The sequence below is a fragment of the Mobilicoccus pelagius NBRC 104925 genome, from assembly GCF_000247995.1.
GTDB lineage: Bacteria > Actinomycetota > Actinomycetes > Actinomycetales > Dermatophilaceae > Mobilicoccus > Mobilicoccus pelagius.
Window position 1 is genome coordinate 1 of the sequence record NZ_BAFE01000037.1, and the last position, 23840, is coordinate 23840.

The 23840-nt window shown below is 71.9% G+C and carries 17 protein-coding genes; 6 read left to right on the forward strand and 11 right to left on the reverse strand.

Annotated elements, in window-relative coordinates:
- Nucleotides 1–196 precede the first annotated feature (196 nt).
- Complete coding sequence (locus MOPEL_RS05930; RefSeq protein ID WP_009481957.1) at nt 197–2977, forward strand: excinuclease ABC subunit UvrA; 2781 nt, start codon at nt 197–199, stop codon at nt 2975–2977.
- Nucleotides 2978–3077: 100 nt separating this feature from the next.
- Here MOPEL_RS05930 and MOPEL_RS05935 read toward each other — a convergent pair whose 3' ends face one another.
- Nucleotides 3078–4178 (reverse strand): DUF808 domain-containing protein, encoded by a 1101-nt coding sequence (locus MOPEL_RS05935; protein ID WP_009481958.1) that lies wholly within the window; start codon nt 4176–4178, stop codon nt 3078–3080.
- 146 nt (nt 4179–4324) lie between these two features.
- On the opposite strand from MOPEL_RS05935, the gene MOPEL_RS05940 reads away from it, so the two are divergent.
- Nucleotides 4325–5266: an NAD(P)-dependent oxidoreductase gene (locus MOPEL_RS05940; RefSeq protein WP_245544727.1), complete on the forward strand. Its 942-nt coding sequence runs from the start codon at nt 4325–4327 to the stop codon at nt 5264–5266.
- 589 nt (nt 5267–5855) lie between these two features.
- On the opposite strand, the gene MOPEL_RS05945 is transcribed toward MOPEL_RS05940, so the two are convergent.
- The 4 genes from MOPEL_RS05945 to MOPEL_RS05965 all read right to left on the reverse strand — a co-directional run bounded on the left by MOPEL_RS05945 (nt 5856) and on the right by MOPEL_RS05965 (nt 10118).
- Complete coding sequence (locus MOPEL_RS05945) at nt 5856–6965, reverse strand: FAD-dependent monooxygenase (RefSeq protein ID WP_009481960.1); 1110 nt, start codon at nt 6963–6965, stop codon at nt 5856–5858.
- On the reverse strand, nt 6962–7846 hold the full coding sequence (locus MOPEL_RS15790) for a type 1 glutamine amidotransferase (RefSeq protein WP_009481961.1): 885 nt from the start codon (nt 7844–7846) through the stop codon (nt 6962–6964). The genes MOPEL_RS05945 and MOPEL_RS15790 overlap by 4 nt, the downstream gene beginning before the upstream one ends.
- 194 nt (nt 7847–8040) lie before the next feature.
- Nucleotides 8041–8748, reverse strand: coding sequence for a glutamine amidotransferase-related protein (locus tag MOPEL_RS15795; protein WP_009481962.1), 708 nt, complete (start codon nt 8746–8748; stop codon nt 8041–8043).
- Nucleotides 8749–8888: 140 nt separating this feature from the next.
- Entirely contained in the window at nt 8889–10118 is a 1230-nt protein-coding gene (locus MOPEL_RS05965) for a pyridoxal phosphate-dependent aminotransferase (protein ID WP_040633151.1), read from the reverse strand.
- Between the two features lie 742 nt (nt 10119–10860).
- On the opposite strand from MOPEL_RS05965, the gene MOPEL_RS05970 reads away from it, so the two are divergent.
- Both MOPEL_RS05970 and MOPEL_RS05975 read left to right on the forward strand, forming a co-directional pair.
- On the forward strand, nt 10861–12315 hold the full coding sequence (locus MOPEL_RS05970) for a sensor histidine kinase (protein WP_051992226.1): 1455 nt from the start codon (nt 10861–10863) through the stop codon (nt 12313–12315).
- A gap of 112 nt (nt 12316–12427) precedes the next feature.
- Nucleotides 12428–13054 carry a response regulator transcription factor gene (locus MOPEL_RS05975; RefSeq protein WP_040633135.1) on the forward strand — a complete coding sequence of 209 codons (627 nt, stop codon included), beginning with the start codon at nt 12428–12430 and terminating at the stop codon, nt 13052–13054.
- Nucleotides 13055–13183: 129 nt separating this feature from the next.
- Here the strand turns inward: MOPEL_RS05975 and MOPEL_RS05980 are convergent, their stop codons facing one another.
- The 6 genes from MOPEL_RS05980 to MOPEL_RS06005 form a co-directional block, all read right to left on the reverse strand.
- Nucleotides 13184–15580 carry a nitric-oxide reductase large subunit gene (locus MOPEL_RS05980; protein WP_051992227.1) on the reverse strand — a complete coding sequence of 799 codons (2397 nt, stop codon included), beginning with the start codon at nt 15578–15580 and terminating at the stop codon, nt 13184–13186.
- Nucleotides 15581–15745: 165 nt separating this feature from the next.
- On the reverse strand, nt 15746–16957 hold the full coding sequence (locus tag MOPEL_RS05985; RefSeq protein WP_009481967.1) for an ABC transporter ATP-binding protein: 1212 nt from the start codon (nt 16955–16957) through the stop codon (nt 15746–15748).
- Entirely contained in the window at nt 16954–18234 is a 1281-nt protein-coding gene (locus MOPEL_RS05990; RefSeq protein ID WP_009481968.1) for an ABC transporter ATP-binding protein, read from the reverse strand. The genes MOPEL_RS05985 and MOPEL_RS05990 overlap by 4 nt, the downstream gene beginning before the upstream one ends.
- Nucleotides 18235–18236: 2 nt before the next feature.
- Entirely contained in the window at nt 18237–19265 is a 1029-nt protein-coding gene (locus tag MOPEL_RS05995) for an ABC transporter permease (protein WP_009481969.1), read from the reverse strand.
- Nucleotides 19262–20275 carry an ABC transporter permease gene (locus MOPEL_RS06000; protein ID WP_009481970.1) on the reverse strand — a complete coding sequence of 338 codons (1014 nt, stop codon included), beginning with the start codon at nt 20273–20275 and terminating at the stop codon, nt 19262–19264. The genes MOPEL_RS05995 and MOPEL_RS06000 overlap by 4 nt, the downstream gene beginning before the upstream one ends.
- A gap of 63 nt (nt 20276–20338) precedes the next feature.
- Complete coding sequence (locus tag MOPEL_RS06005) at nt 20339–22012, reverse strand: ABC transporter substrate-binding protein (RefSeq protein ID WP_009481971.1); 1674 nt, start codon at nt 22010–22012, stop codon at nt 20339–20341.
- A gap of 266 nt (nt 22013–22278) precedes the next feature.
- On the opposite strand from MOPEL_RS06005, the gene MOPEL_RS06010 reads away from it, so the two are divergent.
- The gene (locus tag MOPEL_RS06010; RefSeq protein WP_009481972.1) at nt 22279–23073 is read left to right on the forward strand and encodes a sensor histidine kinase; all 795 of its coding nucleotides are present in this window, start codon (nt 22279–22281) and stop codon (nt 23071–23073) included.
- Entirely contained in the window at nt 23063–23767 is a 705-nt protein-coding gene (locus MOPEL_RS06015; protein WP_009481973.1) for a response regulator transcription factor, read from the forward strand. The genes MOPEL_RS06010 and MOPEL_RS06015 overlap by 11 nt, the downstream gene beginning before the upstream one ends.
- Nucleotides 23768–23840 lie beyond the last annotated feature (73 nt).

The window sequence follows — 23840 nt, forward strand, 5'->3', positions numbered from 1 at the left end:
CCGCACGAGCACGACCGTCGCGACGACCGTGAGCGCCAACACCATGAGGTGGGACGCGCCGTAGTTCTCCATGTGGCCGATCTCCGGTGCCTGCACCCACGGATCGTAGGCAGCGAATCCCCGCCCGTGGCCCGTGACGTGACCGCCCGCTCGGCCGCGGCCGAGCGTCGACCCGCCGCTCCGTAGGGTTGAGGACATGGATGACGACGTGACGCGCTCCAGCGAGGAGACGACCGGAGCGGCAGCGAGCCTCGCTGCGGACGACGTGTGGACCGAGGGCGTGCGGGTCCGCGGCGCCCGGCAGAACAACCTCAAGGACGTTGCGCTCGATCTGCCGCGCGACGCGATCGTCGTCTTCACCGGGGTCTCCGGCTCGGGCAAGTCCTCGCTCGCGTTCGGCACCCTCTTCGCCGAATCCCAGCGCCGCTATCTCGAATCCGTCGCCCCGTACGCGCGCCGCCTCATCGACCAGGCGGGGGTGCCCGACGTCGACGTCGTCGAGGGGATGCCCCCTGCCGTCGCCCTCCAGCAGCAACGCGGCGGCGGCGGGGCACGCTCCGACGTCGCGACCATGACGACGGTCTCGAGCGTCGTCCATATGCTCTACTCCCGCGCCGGGTGCTACCCGGACGGGCAGCACATGCTCTACGCCGAAGACTTCTCCCCGAACACCGTCGCCGGCGCCTGCCCGCGGTGCCACGGCATCGGCCGGGTCTACGAGGTCACCGAGGACGCGATGGTGCCCGACCCGACCCGCTCGATCCGCGACCGCGCGATCGCCTCGTGGCCGCCCGCCTGGCAGGGACAGAACCTGCGCGACATCCTCGTGTCCCGCGGCGTCGACGTCGATGTGCCCTGGCAGGACCTCCCGCAGGAGCAGCGCGACTTCATCCTTTACACCGAGGAGCGCCCCACCGAGCCCGTCTACGCCGGGATGACGCCCGCCCAGACGCGCCGCACGCGTGAGCAGGGACTCGAAGCGAGCTACCGCGGCACGTTCGTCGGCGCCCGGCGATACGTCCTCGACACGTTCGCCTCGACGAAGAGCGCGCTCGTCAAACGCCGTGTCTCCCAGTTCGTCACGAGCGCCCCCTGCCCGGAGTGCGGCGGACGCCGGCTCAAGGCCGAATCGCTCTCGGTGACGTTCGAGGGCCTCGACATCGGCGAGTTCACGGCCCTGCCGCTCGCGCGCCTCGCGGAGGTGGTCGCGGGCGTCCTCGAGCCCGGATGGGCACCCACCGTCGAAACCGACGTCGCTGCGGGCGAGGTCGACGCGGCCCACACCGACACAACCGACGCCGACCCGGCCGACGTGGAGGTGTCCGAGGACGCCCACGCCGATACCGCAGAGGGCACCCACGGTATCGACCCGGCGGAGGGGGACCTCGGCGGCGCCGCGGCCGACGCGCCCGCGGGCTCCTCCCACGGCGCAGGAACACCGCCCGCCCCGCCCGGCCCCGCCGAGCGGCGACTCGCGGCGCAGCGTCTCGCCCGTGACCTCCTCGCGCGCCTGCAGCCGATGATCGACCTCGGCCTCGGCTACCTCTCCCTCGACCGCACGACGCCGACGCTCTCCGGTGGGGAGAAGCAGCGCCTGCGGCTCGCGACGCAGTTGTCCTCGAAGCTCTTCGGCGTCGTCTACGTGCTCGACGAACCCTCCGCCGGGCTGCACCCGCGCGACCTCGACGCGCTGCTGCGGATCCTCCACGGGCTCAAACGTCGCGGCAACAGCGTGTTCGTCGTCGAGCACTCCCTGCCCGTCATCGCCGAGGCCGACTGGCTCGTCGACCTCGGACCGGGCGCGGGGGAGCACGGCGGCCGCGTCCTCTACAGCGGCGAACCCGCCGGGATCGCGCACGTCGAGGAGTCCGTCACCCGCCGGTACCTCGTCGACACCTCCGCCCGCACGGTCCGTGAACCCCGGCGACCGGCGGGCAGGCTGCGCCTCGAGGGCGTCGTCCGCAACAACCTCGACGGCCTCGACGTCGAGCTCCCCGTCGGCTGCCTCACCGCGGTCACGGGGATCTCCGGCTCCGGCAAGTCGAGTCTCGTGAGCCAGGCGCTGCCCGCCCTCGTCCGCGCCCACCTCGGTCAGGGCCCGGGGGAGGCCGACGTCGACGGCGACCCGGAGGACCTCCTCCTCACCGGCGACCAGGGCAGCGTGCGGGGCCGCGTCACCTCCGGCTCACCGGCGGTGCGCCGCGTCGTCACGATCGACCAGAAGCCGATCGGCCGCACCCCACGCTCGAACGTGGCGACCTACACCGGACTCTTCGACGGGGTCCGCAAGCTCTTCGCCGCGACCGACGAGGCGCGCCGCCGTCGCTACGGCGCCGGACGGTTCTCGTTCAACGTCGCCGCCGGGCGCTGCCCGACGTGCGAGGGGGAGGGCTCGGTCATGGTGGAGCTTCTCTTCCTCCCGAGCGTCTACGCCCCGTGCCCCGACTGCCACGGCACCCGGTACAAGGACAGCACCCTCGAGATCACGTGGCACGGACGCACCATCGCCGACGTCCTCGCGATGAGCGTCGAGGAGGCGCACGCGTTCTTCGCAGGGGAGGACGACGTGCACCACTCCCTCGGTGTCCTCCGCGACGTCGGCCTCGGCTACCTGCGTCTCGGCCAGCCCGCGACCGAGCTCTCCGGCGGTGAGGCCCAGCGCGTCAAGCTCGCCACCGAGCTGCAGCGCGGGCGGCGCGGCGACACCCTCTACGTCCTCGACGAACCCACCGCCGGCCTCCACCCCGCCGACAGCGACCGGCTGGTCCACCACCTCCACGGCCTCGTCGACGCGGGGAACACCGTCGTCATGGCCGAACTCGACATGCGGATCGTCGCCGAGGCCGACCACGTCGTCGACCTCGGGCCGGGCGCGGGTGGCGAGGGCGGCCGGATCGTCGCGGCCGGATCCCCCGACGAGGTGGCGCGTTCCGCCGATTCGGTCACCGCCCCCTACCTCGCCGCGGCCCTGCACTGACCGGGGCCGTCCCTCCTGCGACCTCCCCCCGGAGCGCGACACATGCGAACGGGCGGGCCACCCCGGTCGGGGTGGCCCGCCCGTCGTGAGCGGTGGGGTGTCATTGCCGGTCGTCCACGTCGGCGGGGTCGACCGCGGTGCTGCCGGTGCCGTGCGTCGAGGCCTCCTGGGAGGTCGTCCCCGCGGTCGTCGTCGACGCGGCCACCGGGGTCGTCCCCGTCGTGGTGGTCTCACCGTGCGCGGCGGTGCCGTGCCCGTCGTCGTCGTGCGTCTTCCTGTGCGGCACGACGTGCATGATCCCGACGACGAGCGCCCCGACGACCAGGCCGAAGATCGCCGACCCGATCGTGTTCGTCAGCCAGCCGAGCGTCCCCCCGAGCGTGCCCGTCGCATGGTGCACGGCCTCCTCGGCGTGGTGGACGAGACCGTACGGCTCGTGCCACCCGAGCGTGTCGAACCCGACGAGGAGGATGTGCCCGCCGACCCACAGCATCGCCACCGTGCCGATCACGCCGAGCGCGGCGAGCACCTTCGGCATCCCTGCGACGAGGCCGCGGCCGATCGCCTCGGCCACGCCGGAGTCACGACGCGTGAGGTGCAGGCCGATGTCGTCCATCTTGACGATGAGTGCGACGACGCCGTAGACGCCGAGCGTGATGGCGAACGCGACGAACACGAGGACGATCGCCCGCTCCCACAGCGGCTCCGAGGCGACCTCGTTGAGGGCGATGACCATGATCTCGGAGGAGAGGATGAAGTCGGTGCGGATCGCGCCCGAGACCATCCTGTCCTCAGCCTCCTGGCCGCTGAGCAGCGCCGGGACCTTCTCCTCGGCGTCCTCGTGCGGGTGGAGCTTCTCCCAGATCTTCTCCGCGCCCTCGAACGAGAGGTACGTGCCGCCGAGCATGAGGAGCGGCGTGAGGAGCCATGGCGCGAACTGGCTGAGCAGCAGCGCCGCGGGCAGGATGAAGAGGAGCTTGTTACGCAGCGACCCGATCGTGATGCGCTTGATCGCCGGCAGTTCGCGGTCGGCGGTGAACCCGGTGAGGTACCTCGGCGTCACGGCCGTGTCGTCGACGACCACGCCGGCCGCCTTGGCGCTCGCCCGACCGGCGGCGGCACCCACGTCGTCCACGGACGCGGCGGCGAGCTTCGCGAGGGAAGCGATGTCGTCGAGGAGGGCGACGAGGCCGGCACTCATGCGCGGGCCCCGGGATGGGTCATCGTCATGGCTCCACGGTAGCGGTCGCGGGCGGTGGCGGCGTCCCACGGAGAACGGCCCGGCAGGCCTCCGACACAGGTGGGGGGCGCCGATCCGCGAACGCGCGCGACTGCGAGGGTAGGGGGATGACGATGTGCGTGCTGTGGCCCGACGTTCTCCCCTCCCCGACCCCAGACGACGAGGTCGACCTCGTCGTCTACGACGCGGCGAGTCCGCTGCCCGAGTCCGCCTGCGACGCCGACGTCTTCGTCGTGTGGGCGCGTCCCGGCCACCTGCTCCCCGACGACGCGCGACGGCTGCGCTCGGTGCGTCTCGTCCAGGGGCTCATGGCGGGCACCGACGCGCTCGTCGACGCGGGGTTCGGGGACGACGTCACCCTCTGCTCCGGCGTCGGACTCCACGACGCGACCGTCTCCGAGCACACGCTCGCTCTGATCCTCGCTCTCGTGCGACGGCTCCCGACGCTCGTCGACGCCCAGCGGGAGTCGGAGTGGTGCTCCGACCTCGCCGGCCACCAACCCCTCCACCCCGAGGGCCCCGTGACGACGCTCCTCGACGCGAACGTCCTCGTCTGGGGCTTCGGCAGCATCGCGACGACCCTGGCCCCGATGCTCGCCGCGCTCGGCGCACACGTGCGGGGTGTCGCCCGCTCGGCGGGTGAACGGGCGGGGTTCGAGGTCGTCTCCGCCGACGACGTCGACGCAGTCCTCCCCGAGACCGACGTCCTCGTCTCGCTCCTGCCGGGCACGCCCGAGACGCGCCACGTCCTCGACGCGCGACGTCTCGCGCTCCTTCCCGACCGCGCCTTCGTCGTCAACGTCGGCCGCGGGTCGGTCCTCGACGAGGAGGCCCTCGTCGCCGCCCTCGAGGCGGGGACGCTCGGCGGTGCGGCCCTCGACGTCATGGAGACCGAACCGCTGCCCGAGGACTCCCCGTTGTGGACGGCACCGCGGACCCTGCTCACCCCCCACTGCGCGGGCGGCCGCCCGGTGGGGTACGCCGACCTCGTGCAGCAGAATCTCGCCGCCCTGCGGACGGGCGAGGGATGGCGCAACCGCGTGCGCTGAGGGCTCCGGCCTTCGGGGTCCGGTGGTCTCCGGTCCCGGATGACGATCAGCGCTGACGACGACGACCCTCGGCCCCGGGGGAGCTCCGGCAATCGTGCTGGTCACGGGGTTGGGCCGACCGGGGTCGGAAGAGGCCGGTCCATCGGTGATCGCAGTTCGGGCCCGTGCCTGCGAGGCAGACCGACGGGCGGCCGCGCAATGCGCCGACCGACGTCTGGGCCGGTGACCGTCTCGAACGACGACCACCACTCCCGGCGTCGTCGGGGCGGCGCAGGTGGAAGGGGTAGAGCTACGGGCGTGCCGAGTTCTGGTCGTCGTTCGGGGTGATCGTGGCCCGGTGCGGGCGCAGGAAGGGACACGGAGGCCCCGGGGGCGCGGAAGCGGTGGGCACGCGCCGACCACGGCCGGGTGAGTCGACACCGCGGGCCGGGCTCGCGCGGGCCGATCGCATGCCCGGCCCAGGGCGTCGCCGCAGACAGGGGCGGACGGACGAGGGCCGGCTCGGGGTTCGTCCCCGGCCCCGGGTGCCACCCGTGGAGGGCCGCCCGCCGCCGTGGCACCGACGTGGCCGAGGCGCGGTTCTCGCGGCCTACCGGCGCGGCGACGGCGCGACGGCCTCGACGAGCGCGCCGGCGGCGCCGAGAGCGGCGTCGCGAGCGGGTTGCAGTCGGCGTTGCAGCGCCATGCGCATGAGCGTGCGGGAGGCGGCGGGGAGGGCCAGGGCCGGTGGGAGACGCAGGGCCTCGTACCGGGCGAGCGCCCTGCCGAGGCTCGCGCGGTCGACGCCGGGACGGGACACTTCCCGTGCGAGGACGTGTGCGTCGACCATCGCCTCGCAGGCACCGCGGCCGAGGTTGGGCGTCATCGCGTGGGCGGCGTCCCCGACGAGCACGGCCCGCCCGCGGACGAGGCGCCGCGGCTGCGGGGCCTCGAGGATCCTCTGGGCGAGGGTGTCCTCCGGACGTGCCCGCTCGAGGGCGGCGAGTACCGCGGGGGCTCGGTCGGGGCGGGCGCCGAAGAGGCGGCGGGCCTCGTCGAGGGCCTCGGCGACGTCGACGGCGGAGGAGGATCGCCAGGCGTCGTCACCGTGCGGCGCGGCGCCGAGGTCGCTCACGTGCGACGTGAACCAGTACGTGAGGCCCTCCGGCGCAGGCGTGATTCCTGCGAGATCGCCGCGCCCCCAGTACTCCTCGGCGACCGGTGGTGGTCCGTCGAGGAGGCCGCGCAGCGCGAACCACGGGGTCACGCGTGGGACGAGCGTAGCGCCGAACGCGGCGCGCCGGACGACGCTGCGCACCCCGTCGGCGCCGACGACGAGATCGGCCCGTAACCCGGCGGGGTCCCCGACCCGTTCGTGCCGCCTCGTCACGGCGTCGGGCACTGCGGAGTCGAGGAGGTCGACGAGCGCGGGCCGCAGGAGGAGGTGGAGGGCGAGACCCGGCGGGCGGAGGAGGTGACGGCCAGTCGCGTCGCACAGGGCCGCCGAGGTGATCCGGTGGGCTCGGTTCCTCGCGGCCTGCCCGACTCCGAGCGAGTCGAGAACGGCCCACGCCGGGGGCTGGATCGCGAGAGCCGACCCGGCGTCACGTCGCTCGGGGCGTTCCTCGTGGAGCGAGACGTCGAACCGTTGCGGGTCGAGCGACGCGGCGAGCGTGAGCCCGGCGATGCTGCCGCCGACGATCGCGACGCGGATCCTCATGCGCCGTCGCCCGTCTCGTCGACATGATCCGGGGCAGGGGCTCCCCGTCGAACGGATGTGGGACGGCCCGCCTCGGTGACGGGCGCGTCGATCACCGCTCGGTGTGCACCGAATCCCGTCGTCGGACCTAGGGTCTCGGCGACCGGTCGGGGTGTGACCTCGCAGTCCGGGGCCGGGTTCGAAGGTCGGCGGTTCGTCGCGACGAGTCGGGCGAAGGCCTCGAGCACGGGTCGCCACGTCCCGTCGAGGAGGGCGTCGCAGCTGCGGGCCTCGGCGATCGCGCGTGCGGCGCGGGCGGCGTCCTCGGGATCGGTCTCGTCGGCCCCCCACCTCGCGACGATCTCCGCATCCGCCTCGGGGTGACACTGGAGGCCCCACATTCGCGGCACGTACCGCACGGCCTGCACGTCGCCGCGCGGGTCACGGGCGAGCAGAACTGCGCCGTCGGGGAGGTCGGTGACGACGTCGCCGTTCCAGTGGACGACCCGGGCGCCGTCCGGCAGGTGCCGGAGGAGGGCATCCGTGCGTCCCTCCTCGGTGAGGCCGACGTCGACGACGTCCCATTGGGGGCCACGCGGGTTGCGTGCGACGGCGCCGCCGAGGGCGACCGCGCCGAGCTGGTGTCCGAGGCAGACGAGGAGTGTCGGCACGTCCGTCGCGGCGGCTCGTCGCACGAGCTCGCGCGTCGGGGCCAGCCACGGGTGGTCGGTGTCGTCGTACGCGCCCATCTCGCCGCCGAGGACGACGAATCCGGCGAAGTCCGAGAGGTCGTCGGGAACGACGTCGCCTGCGTAGGGGCGGACGACGTGGAGGTCGAGGGACGTCGCGCCGAGGCGCCCCGGCGGCGCCTCGGGTTCGTGCTCGACGACGAGAACGGTCATGGGGCCTCCTCGGACGGGGATGGCCCGATCGAACCACATCGGCGAGGAGGAGGAAGGGTGCTTGCTGCGGCTCGTCATCGGCCGTTCCCGCCGCCCGAGCGCCGACGAGCCGCGCAACGAGGGCGGAGCCCGGCCGAACGTACGGTCCGCCGCGTCGCGGTGGTGCTTCACCCGGACGATCGGGCGACGCACCCTCAGACGGTGACGGTCGATCCGGCGACGAGGGAGGCAAACTCCTCGAGCACGGGATCCCACGTGGCGCCGAGATCGTCGAGAGCTCCCGGGATCGTGGCGAGTTCGGCGACGAACCGGTCGACGACCGACCCGTCTGGGCGGCTCTCCCGGCAGGTGGCGATCGTCGAGGAGTCCATCTCGGGATGGCCCTGACAACCCCACGCGCCCGGCCCGAACCGGACGGCCTGGGGCAGGCCCACCTCGTCGACGGCGAGGACCTGGGAGCCCACCGGAAGATCGGTGAAGGCGAGGGTGCTGCACTCCACCCAGGACGGGTTGGTGGGGGCGTGACGGAACAGGGGGTCGAGACGCCCCTGCGCCGTTCTCGTGAGGTGGCGGATGCCCGGGGGCAGGGGGTCGTGGGGACTGCCCGGATGGGCGCCCAGGGCGACGGCGAGGAGGTGGCCACCGCCCCCGATGCCGAGGGTCGGGACTTGACGCGCGACGGCGCTCGCGAGGAGCCGTCCGACAGGGGGGAAGGGGACGGTACGCCGGTCGTAGGGGCTGACGGGGCCGCCGACGAGGGCGATGCCGTTCCAGTGCGCGTCCGGGAGTTCGATGTCAGGGGTGAGGGTGACGACCTCGGACGTCACTGCGTGGGCACGGAGGCGGCTGAGGAGTCGGCGCGGCTCAGGGGCTCCGAGAAGCGCGATGAGACAGTTGGACATTCGTCCAGCTTACCGGCGGGTCGCCCCCGGATGACCGGTCGACGCCTGCCCATCCGAGCAGGCGTCGACCGAATTGTGCCCGCGTCCAGCGTTTCGGATGACGAGGGCCCCGAAGGTCCCGCAGGTCGAGACGCGGGCGGTCAGACCCGGACCGAGCCCGAGCGCACCGTGGCGAGGAACTTCTCGATGCGTCCGATGGCCTCGGCGAGCTCGTCCTCGTAGGGGAGGGTGACGATGCGGAAGTGATCCGGCTGCGGCCAGTTCAGGCCGGTGCCCTGGACGACGAGAACCTTCTGGGCCTTGAGGAGTTCGAGGGTGAACGCCTCGTCGTCGCGGATGGGGTACATCTGCGGGTCGAGCCGCGGGAAGGCATAGAGCGCGCCCTTGGGGGTGACGCAGGAGACGCCGGGGATCGCGTTGAGCATCTCGACGGTGACGTCACGCTGGCGGGCGAGGCGCCCGGTGGGGAGGACGAGGTCCTGGATGCTCTGCTTGCCGCCGAGCGCGGTCGCGATGGCATGCTGGCTCGGGTGGTTCGCGCACAGCCGCATGTTCGAGAGGATCTCGATGCCCTCGAGGTAGCTGCGGGCGTGGTCCTTGGGGCCGGAGACGACGACCCACCCGGCGCGGAACCCGGCGACGCGGTACGACTTCGACAGGCCGTTGTACGTGAGACACAGGAGGTCGGGGGCGAGGCTCGCCGTGGGGACGTGCGTCGCGCCGTCGTAGAGGATCTTGTCGTAGATCTCGTCGCTCATGACGACGAGATCGTGCTTGCGGGCAATCTCGACCATGCCCTCGACGACCTCCCGCGGGTACACGGCACCCGTCGGGTTGTTCGGGTTGATGAGGACCACGGCCTTGGTATTCGGCGTGATCTTCGCCTCGACGTCGGCGAGGTCGGGCGCCCAGCCGGCCTGCTCGTCGCACAGGTAGTGGACGGGGCGGCCGCCCGCGAGGGACACGGTGGCCGTCCACAGCGGGTAGTCGGGCGCGGGGATGAGGACCTCGTCACCGTTGTCGAGCAGGGCCTGCAGCGTCATCGTGATGAGCTCGCTGACGCCGTTGCCGAGGTAGATGTCCTCGACATCGAAGCCCTCGACGCCGATGCCGTCGTAGTACTGCTTGATCGCGCGGCGGGCCGCGAGGATTCCCTTGCTCTCGGAGTATCCGACGGCATTGGGCAGCTGGCGGCGCATGTCGACGAGGATGTCCTCGGGAGCCTCGAACCCGAAGGGGGCGGGGTTGCCGATGTTGAGCTTGATGATGCGGTGGCCCTCGTCCTCCATCCGCTTGGCCTCTGCCGGCACCGGTCCGCGGATGGCGTAGTGGATGTCGGCGAGCTTGTTGGACTGGGAGATCGGACGCATGGCGTCCATGATCGCATCGCCCGCGACTCGGACGACGGGTGGTCGGACCGGGCGGACACGTGGGGGAACGCGTCGCCGCAGGCCTCTTCCGGGCGAGTTCGGGACAAATCCTTGGGTCGGGGGGAACTCCGTCGATAGGTCAGGCGGAGCGTGGTGGGCGGCGGAGGAGGGGCCGCCGCCCGCCACGCGCCTTGCTTCCCGCGCGGCCGTTCCCCCGCCCTCCGGCGTTGCCGGTCGGGTGCGGACGTCGGCCCGGGATCGCCTTCCACCGCCACCGCCACCGATGCCCTGTCCGGATCGGATGGTCGGGCGCGCGGATGCCTCGTCCGGATCGGATGGTCGGGCGGGCGTACGCCTCCGCCCATGACGGATGTCACGTCCCGTCGCTGAGAAGCGCACGAGGACCGACGCATCCGTCACCGTCTGCTCGTCCGAGCCCGGGAGATGCTGAGGGCATGACGCCTGCGATCTTCGACCCCCTCGCGCGGCCCCGACCTGCGGGGCGGGCCGACGTGAGCGCCTCGGGTCGCCCCGGGAGGGGACTCCCCGAGATGCCCACAGAGCTCCGTCGTCGACGCGTCCCACGGCTCGTGGGCGAGGAGCCCGTGCATCGTCCCGGCCGACCCGGGCCGTCTTCGCGGGGCCGAGAGGTGTCGCGGTGACGAGGCGCCGACCCGCAGACGGGAGCACGGCGCCCCGCAGGAGACCGGCCTCCGGCGAGGGGACGGGCATCGTCGAATCCATGCCGAGCAGCGCGACCCCCATGCCCGATCACGGCCCCGACGGCCCCGATGCCCGCCGCGGCCGTCACATCACGGTCGACCACGGCACCGGCGTCCCCCACGACGCCGCCGAGGGTCACGACGGTCGGGGCGCCGAGGGTGTCGACGTCGGCGGCGGCCGCATCGACGCCCGTCACGACCGTGAGCGGCGCCGCCTCGAGGCGTACTGCCGCTGGAGTCTGCACATCGTGCTCCTCTTCGCGGCGCTCCTCGAGGTCTCGGGCTGTCTCGCCGTCTCGGTGGAGCTGCGGGCTGCGGGCCGCGCCGCCGCCGCCGTCCTCGCAGGTGTCGTCGCGGCGGTGAGCGGGATGTGGATCGTCGCCGGTGTCGTCCTCGTCGAACTCGTCACGCGGGAGCGGCGATCGCCGAGGTGGCTCGTCGGGGCGTTCACGGTGCTGTGGCCGGTGGTCACGGTCGCGACGACATGCCTCCTGCCCTCCGACACCGTCACGAGGGCTGGGGCGGCGTCGGCGCTCGCATACGGCCCGCTCACGCTCGTCCTCGGGGCCTCCCTCGCCGTGCTCCTGTGGAGGGTGCGCGTCGCCGTGGTCTGCGTCGTGGTCGGGTTGGTCGCGCTCTTCACACTTGCCGTTCTCGGCCCCGCGCACGTGTCGACGACGACCGCGGCCACACTCGTCGTGTTCACCGCGGCGTTCTCCGTCTTCGTCGTCCCCTCGGCGGCGCTCACGCGCTGGATGATCGACGTCGTCCGGCGGTTGTGGCGCGCCCAGCAGGTCGCCGCCGACCTCGCCGTCGCCGAGGAGCGGCTGCGGTTCTCCCGCGATCTGCACGACGTGTTCGGCCGCACCCTCTCGACCGTCGCGATCAAGAGCGAACTCGCCGCCGAACTCGCCCGTCGCGGCGACGAGCGCGCGGTCGCGCAGATGGCGGCCGTGCGGGATCTCGCCCATGACGCATTGGCCGAGGTGCGGGGCGTCGTCCGTGGGTACCGCCGCATCGACCTCGCCGAGGAGATCGCCGGTGCCCGATCGCTCCTCCGTGCGGCGGGGATCCCCACGACGGTGAGGGGCGTCGACGACCCCTTGCTCGCATGCGCCCGTACCGCGATCGGGGAGGAAGGCGCCGACGCCCTCGCATGGGTCGTGCGCGAGGGCGTGACGAACGTGCTGCGTCACGGTCAGGCGAGTTCGGTCGCGCTCGACCTCGTGGTCGACGGGACCGCGGTCGTCCTCACCCTCGAGAACGCCTCGACCCGTCATCTCGCACCCGCCGACGGCCTCGGGTCGGGCCTCCTCGGCCTGCGCGAACGGCTCGAGGCCGTCGGCGGGACCCTCCGGGCGGGACCGTCCGACGACGGTCGGGGGTACCTCGTCCACACGCGCGTGCCCGCCACAGAGGTCGAATCGGTCGGGCACGTCGACGGGCTCGGAGGAGTGCGTCGACACCGGGGATGAGATCGTCCCGTCGGGGGGTGCCCCGACGGTCCGCGCCGCCGGATGCCGACGGCGGTGCTTCCTCGCGTGACACCCCGTCGCGGCACGGGCGGAGACATGTCATCGTGGAGACGTGGACGTTGACGCTGCGGGCCCGATCCGGTTGTTGCTGGCCGACGACGAGACGTTGTTCCGTGACGCGCTCGTGATGCTGCTGTCGATGCAGGACGACCTCGAGGTCGTCGCGCAGGCCGCGTCGGGGCCGGAGGCGATGGCGTTGGCCCGCGCGCACGAGTTCGACGTCGCACTGCTCGACCTGCAGATGCCGGGCGCCGACGGGATCGCCGTCGCCGAGACGATCCTCACGGCCACGCCGACGCGAGGCGTCCTCGTCGTCACGAGCCACGGCCGACCCGGGTATCTCAAGCGAGCCCTCCAGGTGGGCGTCCGGGGCTTCCTTCCGAAGACGGCCTCGGCCGGTGTGCTCGCCGAGGCGATCCGCACCGTGCATCGGGGAGGCCGCTACGTCGACTCCGAACTCGCGGTCGACGCCATCGCCGCGGGGGAGAACCCGTTGTCCCCGCGGGAGGCCGACGTGCTCGAGCTCGCCGCGCAGGGTGCTCCCGTCGAGGAGATCGCCGCCCGCGCCCACCTCTCGCCCGGCACCGTGCGCAACTACCTCTCGGCCGCCGTCGTCAAGACCGGTGCGGCCAACCGCCACGAGGCGGTCCACCTCGCCCACGAGAAGGGCTGGATCTGACGACGGGCGGTGGCGGGGAGCCCCCACCACCGCCCGTCGTCGGCGTGTGTCGCGCCCGTTCGGCCTGCGGTGCCTTCTGCGGTCGTTCCCGCGGTGATCCCGGTGGCCGGTCCTCGAGGCGGCCCGCCCTCAGGCCTCCTCGTGAGGCGTCGTCCCGGCGGCGACGGCCTGTCCGGGGACGGTGCGCCCGCCACCCGCCCGGTAGGAGTGACCGGTGAGCAGACCGACCATGAACACGCCGATGGCGAGGGCGCCGAGGCCGAACAACACGTCACCGGGCGTGCGCATCCACCGCAGCACGGTGAGCGCGGGCGTGGCGAGGAACTCCGCGCTCCGGGCGTACCAGAGACCCTCGGTGATACTCGCCCACGCCTGCGCGAGACCGAGGGGGAGAAGACTGAGCAGCGCCATCGCGAGCAGTCCGCCGTTGAGACCCCAGAATCCGAGCTTGATGGGGAGGTCGTTCCACTCCCGCCCCGGCATGAGGCTGCGGACGCAGAACAGCATGAGTCCGATGCCGAGCATGCCGTACACGCCGAACAGGGCAGTGTGGCCGTGGAGCGGCGTGAGATTGAGCCCCTGGACGTAGAAGAGGGAGATCGGCGGGTTGATGAGGAACCCGAAGACGCCGGCGCCGAGCGCGTTCCAGAACGACACCGAGAGGAAGAAGTAGATCGCCCACTTGTACCCGGCGACCCACTCGCTCACCCGCAGGATGCGGAGGTTGCGGAACGCCTCGAACCCGATGAGGGCGAGCGGGACGACCTCGAGGGCGCTGAACGTCGCGCTCCACGCCATGACGGGGTCGTTCGCGCCGGTGAAGTAGAGGTGGTGGCCGGTGCCGATGATGCCGCCGAGGAGGAAGATCGTCGTCGCCGACAACGTCGCCGTCGCGGCCACCGCCGGGCGCAGAAGGCCGAGGCGGCTGAAGAGGAACGCGATGACGACGGTCGCGAAGACCTCGAAGAAGCCCTCGACCCACAGGTGGACGACCCACCAGCGCCAGTACTCGGTGATCGACAGGTGGGTGTCGTGCCCCATGCCGAACGCGGCACCGAAGAACGAGGCGATGGCGAGGCAGCTCATGAGGAGCATGAGGACGAGGGTGCGGCGTCCGCCCGCGGCGAGGGGTGCCTCGGCCGTCGGGGTGAGCGGGCCGTCCGCGGCGCGGCCGAGGGCGGGCCACATGCCGCGGGCCATGAGACCGAACCAGAGGAAGAGGCCGACGAGGAGTCCGATCTGCCAGAGGCGGGCGAGGTCGAGGTACTCCATGCCGGTCGTGCCGAGCCACCACGAACGCGTCGTGCCGTACCCCATGCGGCCGGTGATCGACAGCCACTGGCCGATCATCGAGCCCCCGACGACGAGGACGAGTGCCCCGAAGAGGACGTTCACGCCGAGGCGCTGGAACCGCGGTTCACGACCCCCGACGGCCGGCGCGACGTAGAGACCGGTCGCGAGCCATGCGGTTGCGATCCACAGGATGCCGAGCTGCGTGTGCCACGTGCGGACGACGGCGTAGGGGAGGATCCGGTCGATCGGGATGCCGTAGAGCGCGGCCCCCTCGACGCCGTAGTGGGCCGAGAGGATGCCGGCGGCGATCTGGAAGACGAACAGGGCGCCGACGACGAAGAAGTACTTGAGGGTGGCGCGCTGCGAGGGGGTGGGTTCGTACCCGAGCAGCGGGTCGGCGGTCGGCGGCGCGTCGGTGACCTCGTCGTCGTGCGGGCCGAAGTTCTGGTACCACACCATGCCCGCGATTCCCGCGAGCAGGACGATGATGCTGATGATGCTCCACAGCACGTTCGTCGGGGTGGGCGTGTTCCCGACGAGGGGCTCGTGCGGCCAGTTGCGGGTGTAGGTCGCGTCGTCACCGGGCGCGTTCGTCGAGGCGGCCCAGCTGCTCCACCAGAAGAACGTCGTCATCTGCCGCATGGCCTCGGGGTCCTTCACCGTGCCGGCGGGGATGGCGTACTGCTCGTGGCCGCGACCGAAGACGTCGGCGTAGTGGCGGGCGTTCGCCTCGAAGGCGCGGGCCCGAACAGGGTCGAGGGTGATCGTGCCGGCGGCCGGGTCGTACGTGTTCGTGCGGAACGTCTGCCGCAGGCGGGCCTGGAGCGCGCCCTGCTGTTCGGGGCTCGCCGCGTCGTAGCTCGCGACGCCCATGTCGCGGGCGTACTCGTCGAGGACGAACGTCGCCTCGCGGTGCAGCCAGTCGGCGGTCCAGTCGGGGGCGACATAGGCGCCGTGGCCCCAGACGGAGCCGATCTGCTGGCCGCCGATCGACTGCCAGACGCGTTGGCCGTCCATGACGTCGTCACCGTCGACGAGGACGGTGCCGTCGGTTGCGACGACCCTGGCCGGAATCGGTGGCTTGGATTCGTCGATCTCCAGGCCCATCCAGAGGAGGACGGTGAAGGATCCGAGGACGACGACGGCGAGGGCCCACCACCAGCGGCGATCGCGGGAGGGTGTGCTCCCGGTCGGTGACGCGGCGGAGGACGGAGACGCCAGGGTGGAGGACATGCGGGCTCCCGACATATTAAAACGGATTTTCCCGGTAAAACTACCTCACGTGTCAACCGGGTGGGGCCGGACGCCGACGATCCCCCCGACCGGATGGTCGGAGGGATCGTCGAGGGATGACTGCGTGGCGCTACGCAGGGTTGTGTCGGCGGGCGCGCCTGAGGCTCAGGTGAGTTCGGCGAGCGAGGCGGGGCCGGCGAAGGCGCCCGTGACGCCGACGGGGGTGCCGGCCTCGTAGAACCGCTCGCCACCGGTGGGAGCGACCTCATGGGCCTTGAGTGTGCCGTCGGCGATCTGCTCGGCGTAGTGGCACGCGACCCGGTGCGGTCGCACGTCACCCGCGGAACTGTGACCTGTGACGACGCGGAGCTCGGGCCGCTCGGTGTCGCAGCGGGTCTCCTGCCGCCACGGGCACCGGGTGTGGAACCGGCAGCCCGGCGGCGGCGCGGCCGGGCTCGGGAGGTCTCCCGAGAGGATGACCTTCTCGCGGCGGTCCTCGACCGTCGGGTCGGGCACGGGCACGGCCGACATGAGCGCCTTCGTGTACGGGTGGAGCGGCTCGGCGTACAGCTCGTCGGCGTCGGCCTCCTCGACGAGCGATCCGAGGTACATCACGCCGACGACGTCGCTGATGTGTCGGACCACGGCGAGGTCGTGGGCGACGACGAGGTAGGTGAGACCGAACTCCTCCTGGAGGTCCTCGAGGAGGTTGACGACCTGTGCCTGCACGGAGACGTCGAGGGCGGACACCGGTTCGTCCGCGACGACGAGCTTGGGATTCACCGAGAGTGCGCGGGCGATGCCGATGCGCTGACGCTGCCCACCGGAGAACTCGTGCGGGTACTTCTTGAGCGCCGTCGTCGGCAGCCCGACGGCGGTGAGCAGCTCGCGCAGACGGGTGTTCGCGGCGGCCCGGTCGCGGACGAGGCCGTGGGCCTGCATCCCCTCCAGGAGCAGCGACTCGATCGACTGGCGTGGGTCGAGGCTCGACAGCGGATCCTGGAACACCATCTGCATGTCCTGACGCCGCCGACGCAGGGCCTCGCCCTTGAGGGAGGCGACATCGACCCCGTCGAAGTGGACGCTGCCCGCGGTCGGCGTCTCGAGCTGGAGGAGTGCGCGCCCGAACGTCGACTTGCCGCAACCGGATTCACCGACGAGGCCGTACGTCTCGCCGCGGCGGATCTGCATGTCGATGCCGTCGACGGCGTATACGTACCCGACGGTACGGTCGAAGATCGCGCCCCGCTTGATGGGGAAGTGGACCTTGAGCCCCCGCACGTCGACGAGGACGTCGTCTCCGACGGTGTGCCCGGCGGTCTGTGCGGCGCCGTCGGCGGGGTTCGGCGTTCCGGTGGTCCCGGCGGCGGTGCTCATCGGGTCTCCTCGGGCTGGTCGGGACGGCCGTGGCGGTCGATGTGGGATGACGGGTCGGGTCGGTCGGCCCGTTCGTCGCGGACGACGTCGCGAGGGGCGGCGACGGAGGCGCCCCCGCCGGCGGGTGTGGCCGTGCCCGTGGTCCGGGTCGTGGTCGTCGCGGTCGTCGCGGTCGACGGGGCGCTCGGCGGGCGGCCGGCGGCGGTGACCTGGTCCTCCGGCGCGACGGGGTTGTGACAACGCAGTGCCCGTGGCCGGGGTCCGGCCGAGGGCTCGTCGACGAGCTCGGGGGTGCGCTCGCGGCAGATCTCGATCGGCTGGGAGCACCGGGGCGCGAACGCGCAGGCGGAGTCCCAGGGAAGGTTGTCGGCCACCGACCCGGGCACCGGGTCGAGGCGACGACCGCGGGGCGCGTCGAGGCGGGGGATCGAGGCGAGGAGCCCGTTCGTGTACGGGTGACGCGGCGCGGCGAAGAGCTCGTGTCGGTCGGCCCTCTCGACGATGCGCCCGCCGTAGAGGACGTTGACGCGGTCGCACAGCCCCGCGACGACGCCGAGGTCGTGCGTGATCATGATGAGCGCCGTGCCGGACTCCTCGACGAGTTCCCGCAGGAGGCGGAGGATCTGTGCCTGGATCGTCACGTCGAGGGCCGTCGTCGGCTCGTCGGCGATGAGGAGGCGCGGCTCGCACGCGAGGGCCATCGCGATGAGGGCGCGCTGCCGCATCCCGCCGGACAGCTGGTGCGGGTACTCCTTGAGACGTCGCGCCGGGTCGGGGATGCCGACCTTGCGGAGGAGCTCCTCGGCGATGGGTCGCGCCTCGGAGCGCTTCATGCGGCGGTGCCGTTCGATGACCTCGGTGACCTGCAGGCCGATGGGGACGACGGGGTTGAGCGAGCTCAGGGGGTCCTGGAAGATCATCGCGACGTCGCGGCCGCGGCGGTCGCGCATCTCGGAGGCGCCGAGGCGGAGCAGGTCGGTGCCGTCGAACATCACCTCGCCGGTGACCTCGTTGCCGCGGCGGGGCAGCAGCCCCATGATCGCGAGCGACGTGACCGACTTGCCGCAGCCGGACTCGCCGACGAGACCGACGGTCTGCCCGGGGTGGACGTCGAAGCTCACATGGTCGACGGCGGTGAAGGGCTCCTCACCGGCGCGGGTGAACCGCACGGTGAGGTCGCGGATCGACAGCAGGGGCTCGGTGCCGACGGCGTGACGCCGACGGTCGGTCGTCGCGGAGGTGCCGTCCGGGATGGATGCGGGGGTGTGTGCCGCCATGGTCATCGCCTCGTCTTCGGGTCGAGCGCCTCGCGCAGGGACTCACCCATGAACGTGAATCCCAGCGCGACGACGACGATGCACGCCGCCGGGTAGAACGCGAGGTGCGGGTATCCGGCCAGGTACTGCTGGGACGCGCCGAGCATCTGCCCCCACTCGGGGATGCGGTCGTCGGGGTTGCCGAGGCCGAGGAAGCTCAGGGCGGCGGCGTCGATGATCGCGACGGCGAGGACGAGCGTGGCCTGGACGATGACCGGGCCGAGCGCGTTGGGGAGCATGTGCCGGAACACGATGGGTGCCTTCTTCACGCCGAGGGCGCGGGCGGCGAGGACGTGGTCGCTGTGCCGCTGCGCCATCATCGAGCCGCGCAGGAGCCGCGCGAACACGGGGATCTGGACGACGGCGATCGCGATGATGACGGTGAGCTGGCTCGGGTTGGCGAAGATCGCCGCGATGGAGAACGCCATGAGCAGGCTCGGGATCGACAGCATGACGTCGACGATGCGCATGACGAGCGCGTCGACCCAGCCGCCGAAGGCGCCGGCGAGGATGCCGAGGACGAGCCCGCCGAGCAGGCCGCCGAGGGTGGCGAACACGCCGACGAAGAGGGTCTGGCGGCTGCCGACGAGGAGGCGGGAGAGCAGGTCGCGGCCGAACCAGTCGGCGCCGAGGGGGAACCCGGGGCGTGCGGCGGGGATCGGGTTGGTCTGCTGCCGAATCTCGGGGTAGAGCAGCTGGGCGCTCGGGTCGTGCGGGGCGAGCCACGGTGAGAGGAGCGCGAGGACGACGAACGCCGTCGTGATCGCCGCGCCGGTGAGGAAGAGCGGGTTGCGGCGCAGCCGGCCCCACGCGCTCGCGAGGAGGCTCACGCCCTCGCCGCCGGACACGCGTCCCGCGTCCGCGACGGTCGTGGGGGCGGCAGAGGTGGTGCCGGTCGCCGCGTCCACGTCGGTGGCGGACGCCGCATGGGCGACCGTGCCTCCCGACGTGGCGGCGAGCCGGTCGATGCGGTCCTTCTTGGCGGAGTTCATCGGGCCGTCCTCACACGGGGGTCGATCACGGCGTACAGCAGGTCGACGACGAGGTTGACGAAGACGTAGACGGCGGCGGCGGCCATGATGAGCAGCTGCAGCATCGCGTAGTCACGCATCTCGAACGACTTGGCGAGGGCGTCGCCGATGCCGGGGAAGGCGAACACCTTCTCGGTGAGCACCGCGCCGGAGAGCAGCGCACCGATCTGCAGACCGATCGTCGTGACGACGGGCAGCATCGCGTTGCGGAGCACGTGCCGGTTGCGGACGACGCCCTGCGTGAGGCCCTTGGCCTCCGCGGTGCGCACGTAGTCCTCGTCGAGGACGTCGAGGACGCTCGCGCGGGTGATGCGGAAGATCACGGCGAACGGGATCGAGCTCAACGCGACCGCGGGCAGGATGAGGTGCTTGAACGCGTCCCAGGCGGCGTCCCACTCGCGGGTCATCAACCCGTCGAGGACGAAGAACCCGGTGATGCGGGTCGCGTCGATCGAGGACGCCTGACGGCCCGAGGCGGGCAGCCACCCGAGTTCGACGGCGAAGACGAACTTGAGGAGGAACGCGAGGAAGAACACGGGGACCGCGACGCCGACGAGCGAGAGCAGGACCCCGGTGACGTCGAGGGGCCGTCCGCGGTGTCGAGCGGCGAGGTAGCCGGCGGGGACGCCGACGAGGACGGCGAGGAGGATCGCGACGATCGACAGCTCGATGGTGGCGGGGAACCGCGACAGGAAGATCGACAGGACCTCCCGCCCGGGCAGGACACCGGTGGAGACGCCGAAGTCGCCGCGGACGGCGCGTCCGAGGAACCGCAGGTACTGCGCCCACAGGGGCTGGTCCATGCCGAGGGTCGCCTCGAGCTGGGCGCGCGACTCGGGGGTGGCGCGCTCACCGAGCAGCGCGGAGACGGGCCCGCCGGGGAGGGCGCGGAGCCACCCGAACAGCAGGAGGGAGAGGACGAGGACGACGAGCACCATCTGTGCCAGCCGTCTGATGATGTACCGCAGCACGAGCAACCTCCGGGAGGGCGTGCGACGGGCCCGGCGTCATGGCCGGGCCCGTCGGGGTGAGGATCAGTTCGAGACCGTGACCTGGGCGAACTTCTCGTCGGTCAGGGGGCTCGCGGTCACGCCGGAGACGCCCTTGGCGAGGACGAGCGCGGGCGGGCTGTGGCTGATCGGCACGGCCGGCACGTACTGCTCGACGATCGTCTTGTTGAGGCCCTCGTACGCCTTGGTGCGGGTTCCCTCGTCGACGATGCTGTCGGCCTTCTCGAGGTCGTCGGACAGCTTCTGGCCCCACGGGTAGGACGCGGTGTGGAACCGGTTCGTCGTGTCGCCGAAGAACACCCCGATGAAGTTGTCGGGCGTGTTGTAGTCGCCGGTCCATCCGAGGAGGAACGCGCCCGCCTGGCCGACGTCGACGCCGTCGAGGTAACCGCCGTTCCACGGCTTCGTCGTCGTCTTCACCTTGATGCCGACCTTCTGGAGGTCGGTGCTCATCGCCTCGTAGAGCCGCTGCGGTGCGGGCATGTAGGGGCGGGTGACCTCGGAGGGGTACCAGAAATTGAGGGTGAAGCCCTCGACGCCGGCCTCCTTGAGGAGCTGCTTCGCCTTCTCCGGGTCGTACGGGACGGCCTGGATGTCCTTGTTGTAGCCGGCGACGGTGTCGGGCATGAACTGGGTGGCGACGCTCGCACCCTCGGGCAGCTGGGTCTTGACGATCTGCTCGCGGTTGATCGCGTACTGGATCGCCTGGCGGACCTTGAGGTCCTTGAGCTCCGGGTTGGCCTTGGGGTTGAGCCCGAGGTACATGAGGTTGAACGCCGGGCGGACGAGGACCTGGTTGCCCTCGCTCTTGAGCGCCTCCCAGTCGACGGGGTTGGGGTAGTCGTACCCCTGGATGCTGCCGGCCTGGAGCTCCTGACGGCGGGTGGACTCGTCGGGGATGATCTTGAAGACGAGCTTCGCGATCTTCGCCTTCTCGCCCTGGTACTCGTCGTTGCGGACGAGGGTGACGGTGCCGTTGGCCTGGTCGTAGCTGCCGAACTTGAACGGGCCGGTGCCGGTCGGGTACTTCGTCGCGTACTCGGAGAACGCGAAGCCCTCACCCTGCGCCTTGACGTCGTTCGCCTTGTACTTCTCCATCGCGGTGGGGCTCTGCATGGAGAACGCGGGCAGTCCGAGGAGGGCGGGGAACTTCGACGTGACCCGGTTGAGGGTGACGTCGACGGTCTTCGGGTCCTTGACGGTGCAGGACTTGTAGAGGCTCGGCTCCTTGCCGCCCTTGAACCCGCCGAAGTTGTCGGCCCAGTACTGCGAGGCGGCGGCGGTGGCGCCCGCGCCGGTCTGGCTGTACATGCGCTCGAAGTTCTTGCAGACGGCGTCGGCGTCGAACGGGGTGCCGTCGTGGAACTTCACGCCCTCCTTGAGGGTGAACGTCCACGTGCGGCCGTCGGCGCTCGGCTTCCACTCGGTGGCGAGGCCGGGGGCGACCTCGGCGGTGCCCTCCTTGAACGACACGAGGCCCTGGAAGATCTGGCGGCTGACGCGGAACGTCTCACCGTCGGTGGCGTAGTACGGGTCGAGGACCTTGGGCGCGCCGGCGGCACCGAAGGTGAACGTGCCGCCACCTTCACCGCCGCCGCCACCGCCGGAGGCGTCACGATCGGACTTGGCGCAGGCACCGAGCGAGAGCACGAGAGCCGAGGCGAGCGCGAACGCTGCCGTGGACCGGGTTCTGGACATGCGGGGTCGGCCTTTCTCTGGGGCGAATCCGCAGGGAGCGGGGCCGCCGAGGGGTTGGGCGTGACAGTAGCGGTCACCTCCCCGCCCGCGGGGGTCTACGACACGCCGGGGCCCCGTGTCGTCGAGGTGCATCGGTGAACGGCACGAATCGCGGGACGGACGGTCCTCCGCGGGTGTCACGTCCCGAGCTCCGCCGCCTCGACACCGGTGTCCCGGCGGTGGGCAGGGCGTCGGGGGAGCGAGGATGCACGGGGCAGAATGACGCCATGATGTGGCTCGTGGTGGCACTGGCGGTGATGCTGGTGGCCACGTCCTCCGCACTCGTGCGGGAGCGGCGGGCCGCGTCGGCGTTGCGGGTCGAGAACGGCCGGTGGCGGACGGCCGCGCGACAACGGGCGGACCGGGTGGCCGTGCTCGGTCACGAGATCCGCACGCCCCTCAGCCTCGTCATCGGCGGGGCGGAGATGCTCGTCGACGGCACCGCGGGCGAGCTCACCCCCGAGGCGCAAGAGTTGAGCCGGACGATCGCGCATCACAGCGGCCGCATGGTGACGCTCGCGGACGACCTGCTCGTCGACGCCCGCATCGACGCCGGTCTGTTCACGATGCACGTCACGAACGTCGACGTCCGCCGCCTCGCGCTCGCGGTCGTCCGCGACACCCGACGCCTCACGTCGATGCCGATCCGGTTCGAGTCGCGAGGCGCCCCTCCGCGGGTGCCGGCAGACGCCGGCCTCGTACGTCAGGTCCTCGTCAATCTCGTCAACAACGCGGTGCGGCACGCGGGTCCGGACAGCGACATCACCGTCTCCGTGCGGCGCATGGAGAGTTCGGTGCTCCTCTCCGTCCGCGACGCGGGAGCCGGGATGGACCCCGAGACCAAGCGGGCGCTCCTCGACGGCGAGGGAGAGGTCCCCACCGAGACGGGGCACGGATTGGGGCTCCTCATCAGCCGACGCATCGCTGAGCTCCACGGCGGGAGACTCGTCGTCGACACCGTCAGCGGTCGGGGGACCACGATCACGCTCGTCCTGCCCGGAGGTGGTGCCGATGACGGATGACGCGCCGCTCGTCCTCGTCGTCGACGACGAACCCCAGATGCTCACCGTCGTCGGGATGGCCCTGCGTGCCAAGGGTTTTCGAACGATCACCGCAGCCACGGCGACGGCGGCCTGGCGGGTGCTCACCGAACACGCGGTCGACGCGGTCGTGCTCGACGTCATGTTGCCGGGGGAGCGCGGCGTCGACCTCTGCCGTCGCGTGCGGGAGGTCACGGACGTCCCGGTCCTCCTCCTCACCGCGCTCGGAACGGAGGAGGACCGCGTCGCCGGGCTCGAGGTCGGCGCCGACGACTATGTCGTCAAGCCGTTCAGTCCGCGGGAACTGGCACTGCGGGTCGCGGCCCTGACCCGGCGCCGCCGTCGGACGGCCGGCCCGATCACCCCCGGGGCGACCCGATCCGTGGGCAACCTCCACCTCGAGGCCGGGCTCCAGGCCGTCACCCGCGACGGTGTCGCGGTGCACACGACGCCGAGCGAGTTCCGCCTCCTGTGGTTGCTCGCCGGTCATGTCGGGGAGACAGTGGGACATCGGGCCCTGCACGAGGCCATCGGCCCCGCCGGCGCGCATGCCGGCGACCGGGACATCGTGCGCACCGCGATGTACCGCCTCCGATCGACGCTCGGCACGGCACCGGGCACCCCGCAGATCCTCACCGATCGCGGCCGTGGGTACCGGCTCGTCCCCGGCACCTGACCGCCGAACATCACAACTCTGTCATCCACCGTGGCCGGGACGTGACCCGTGGGCGGGGACGACGTGCCTACGG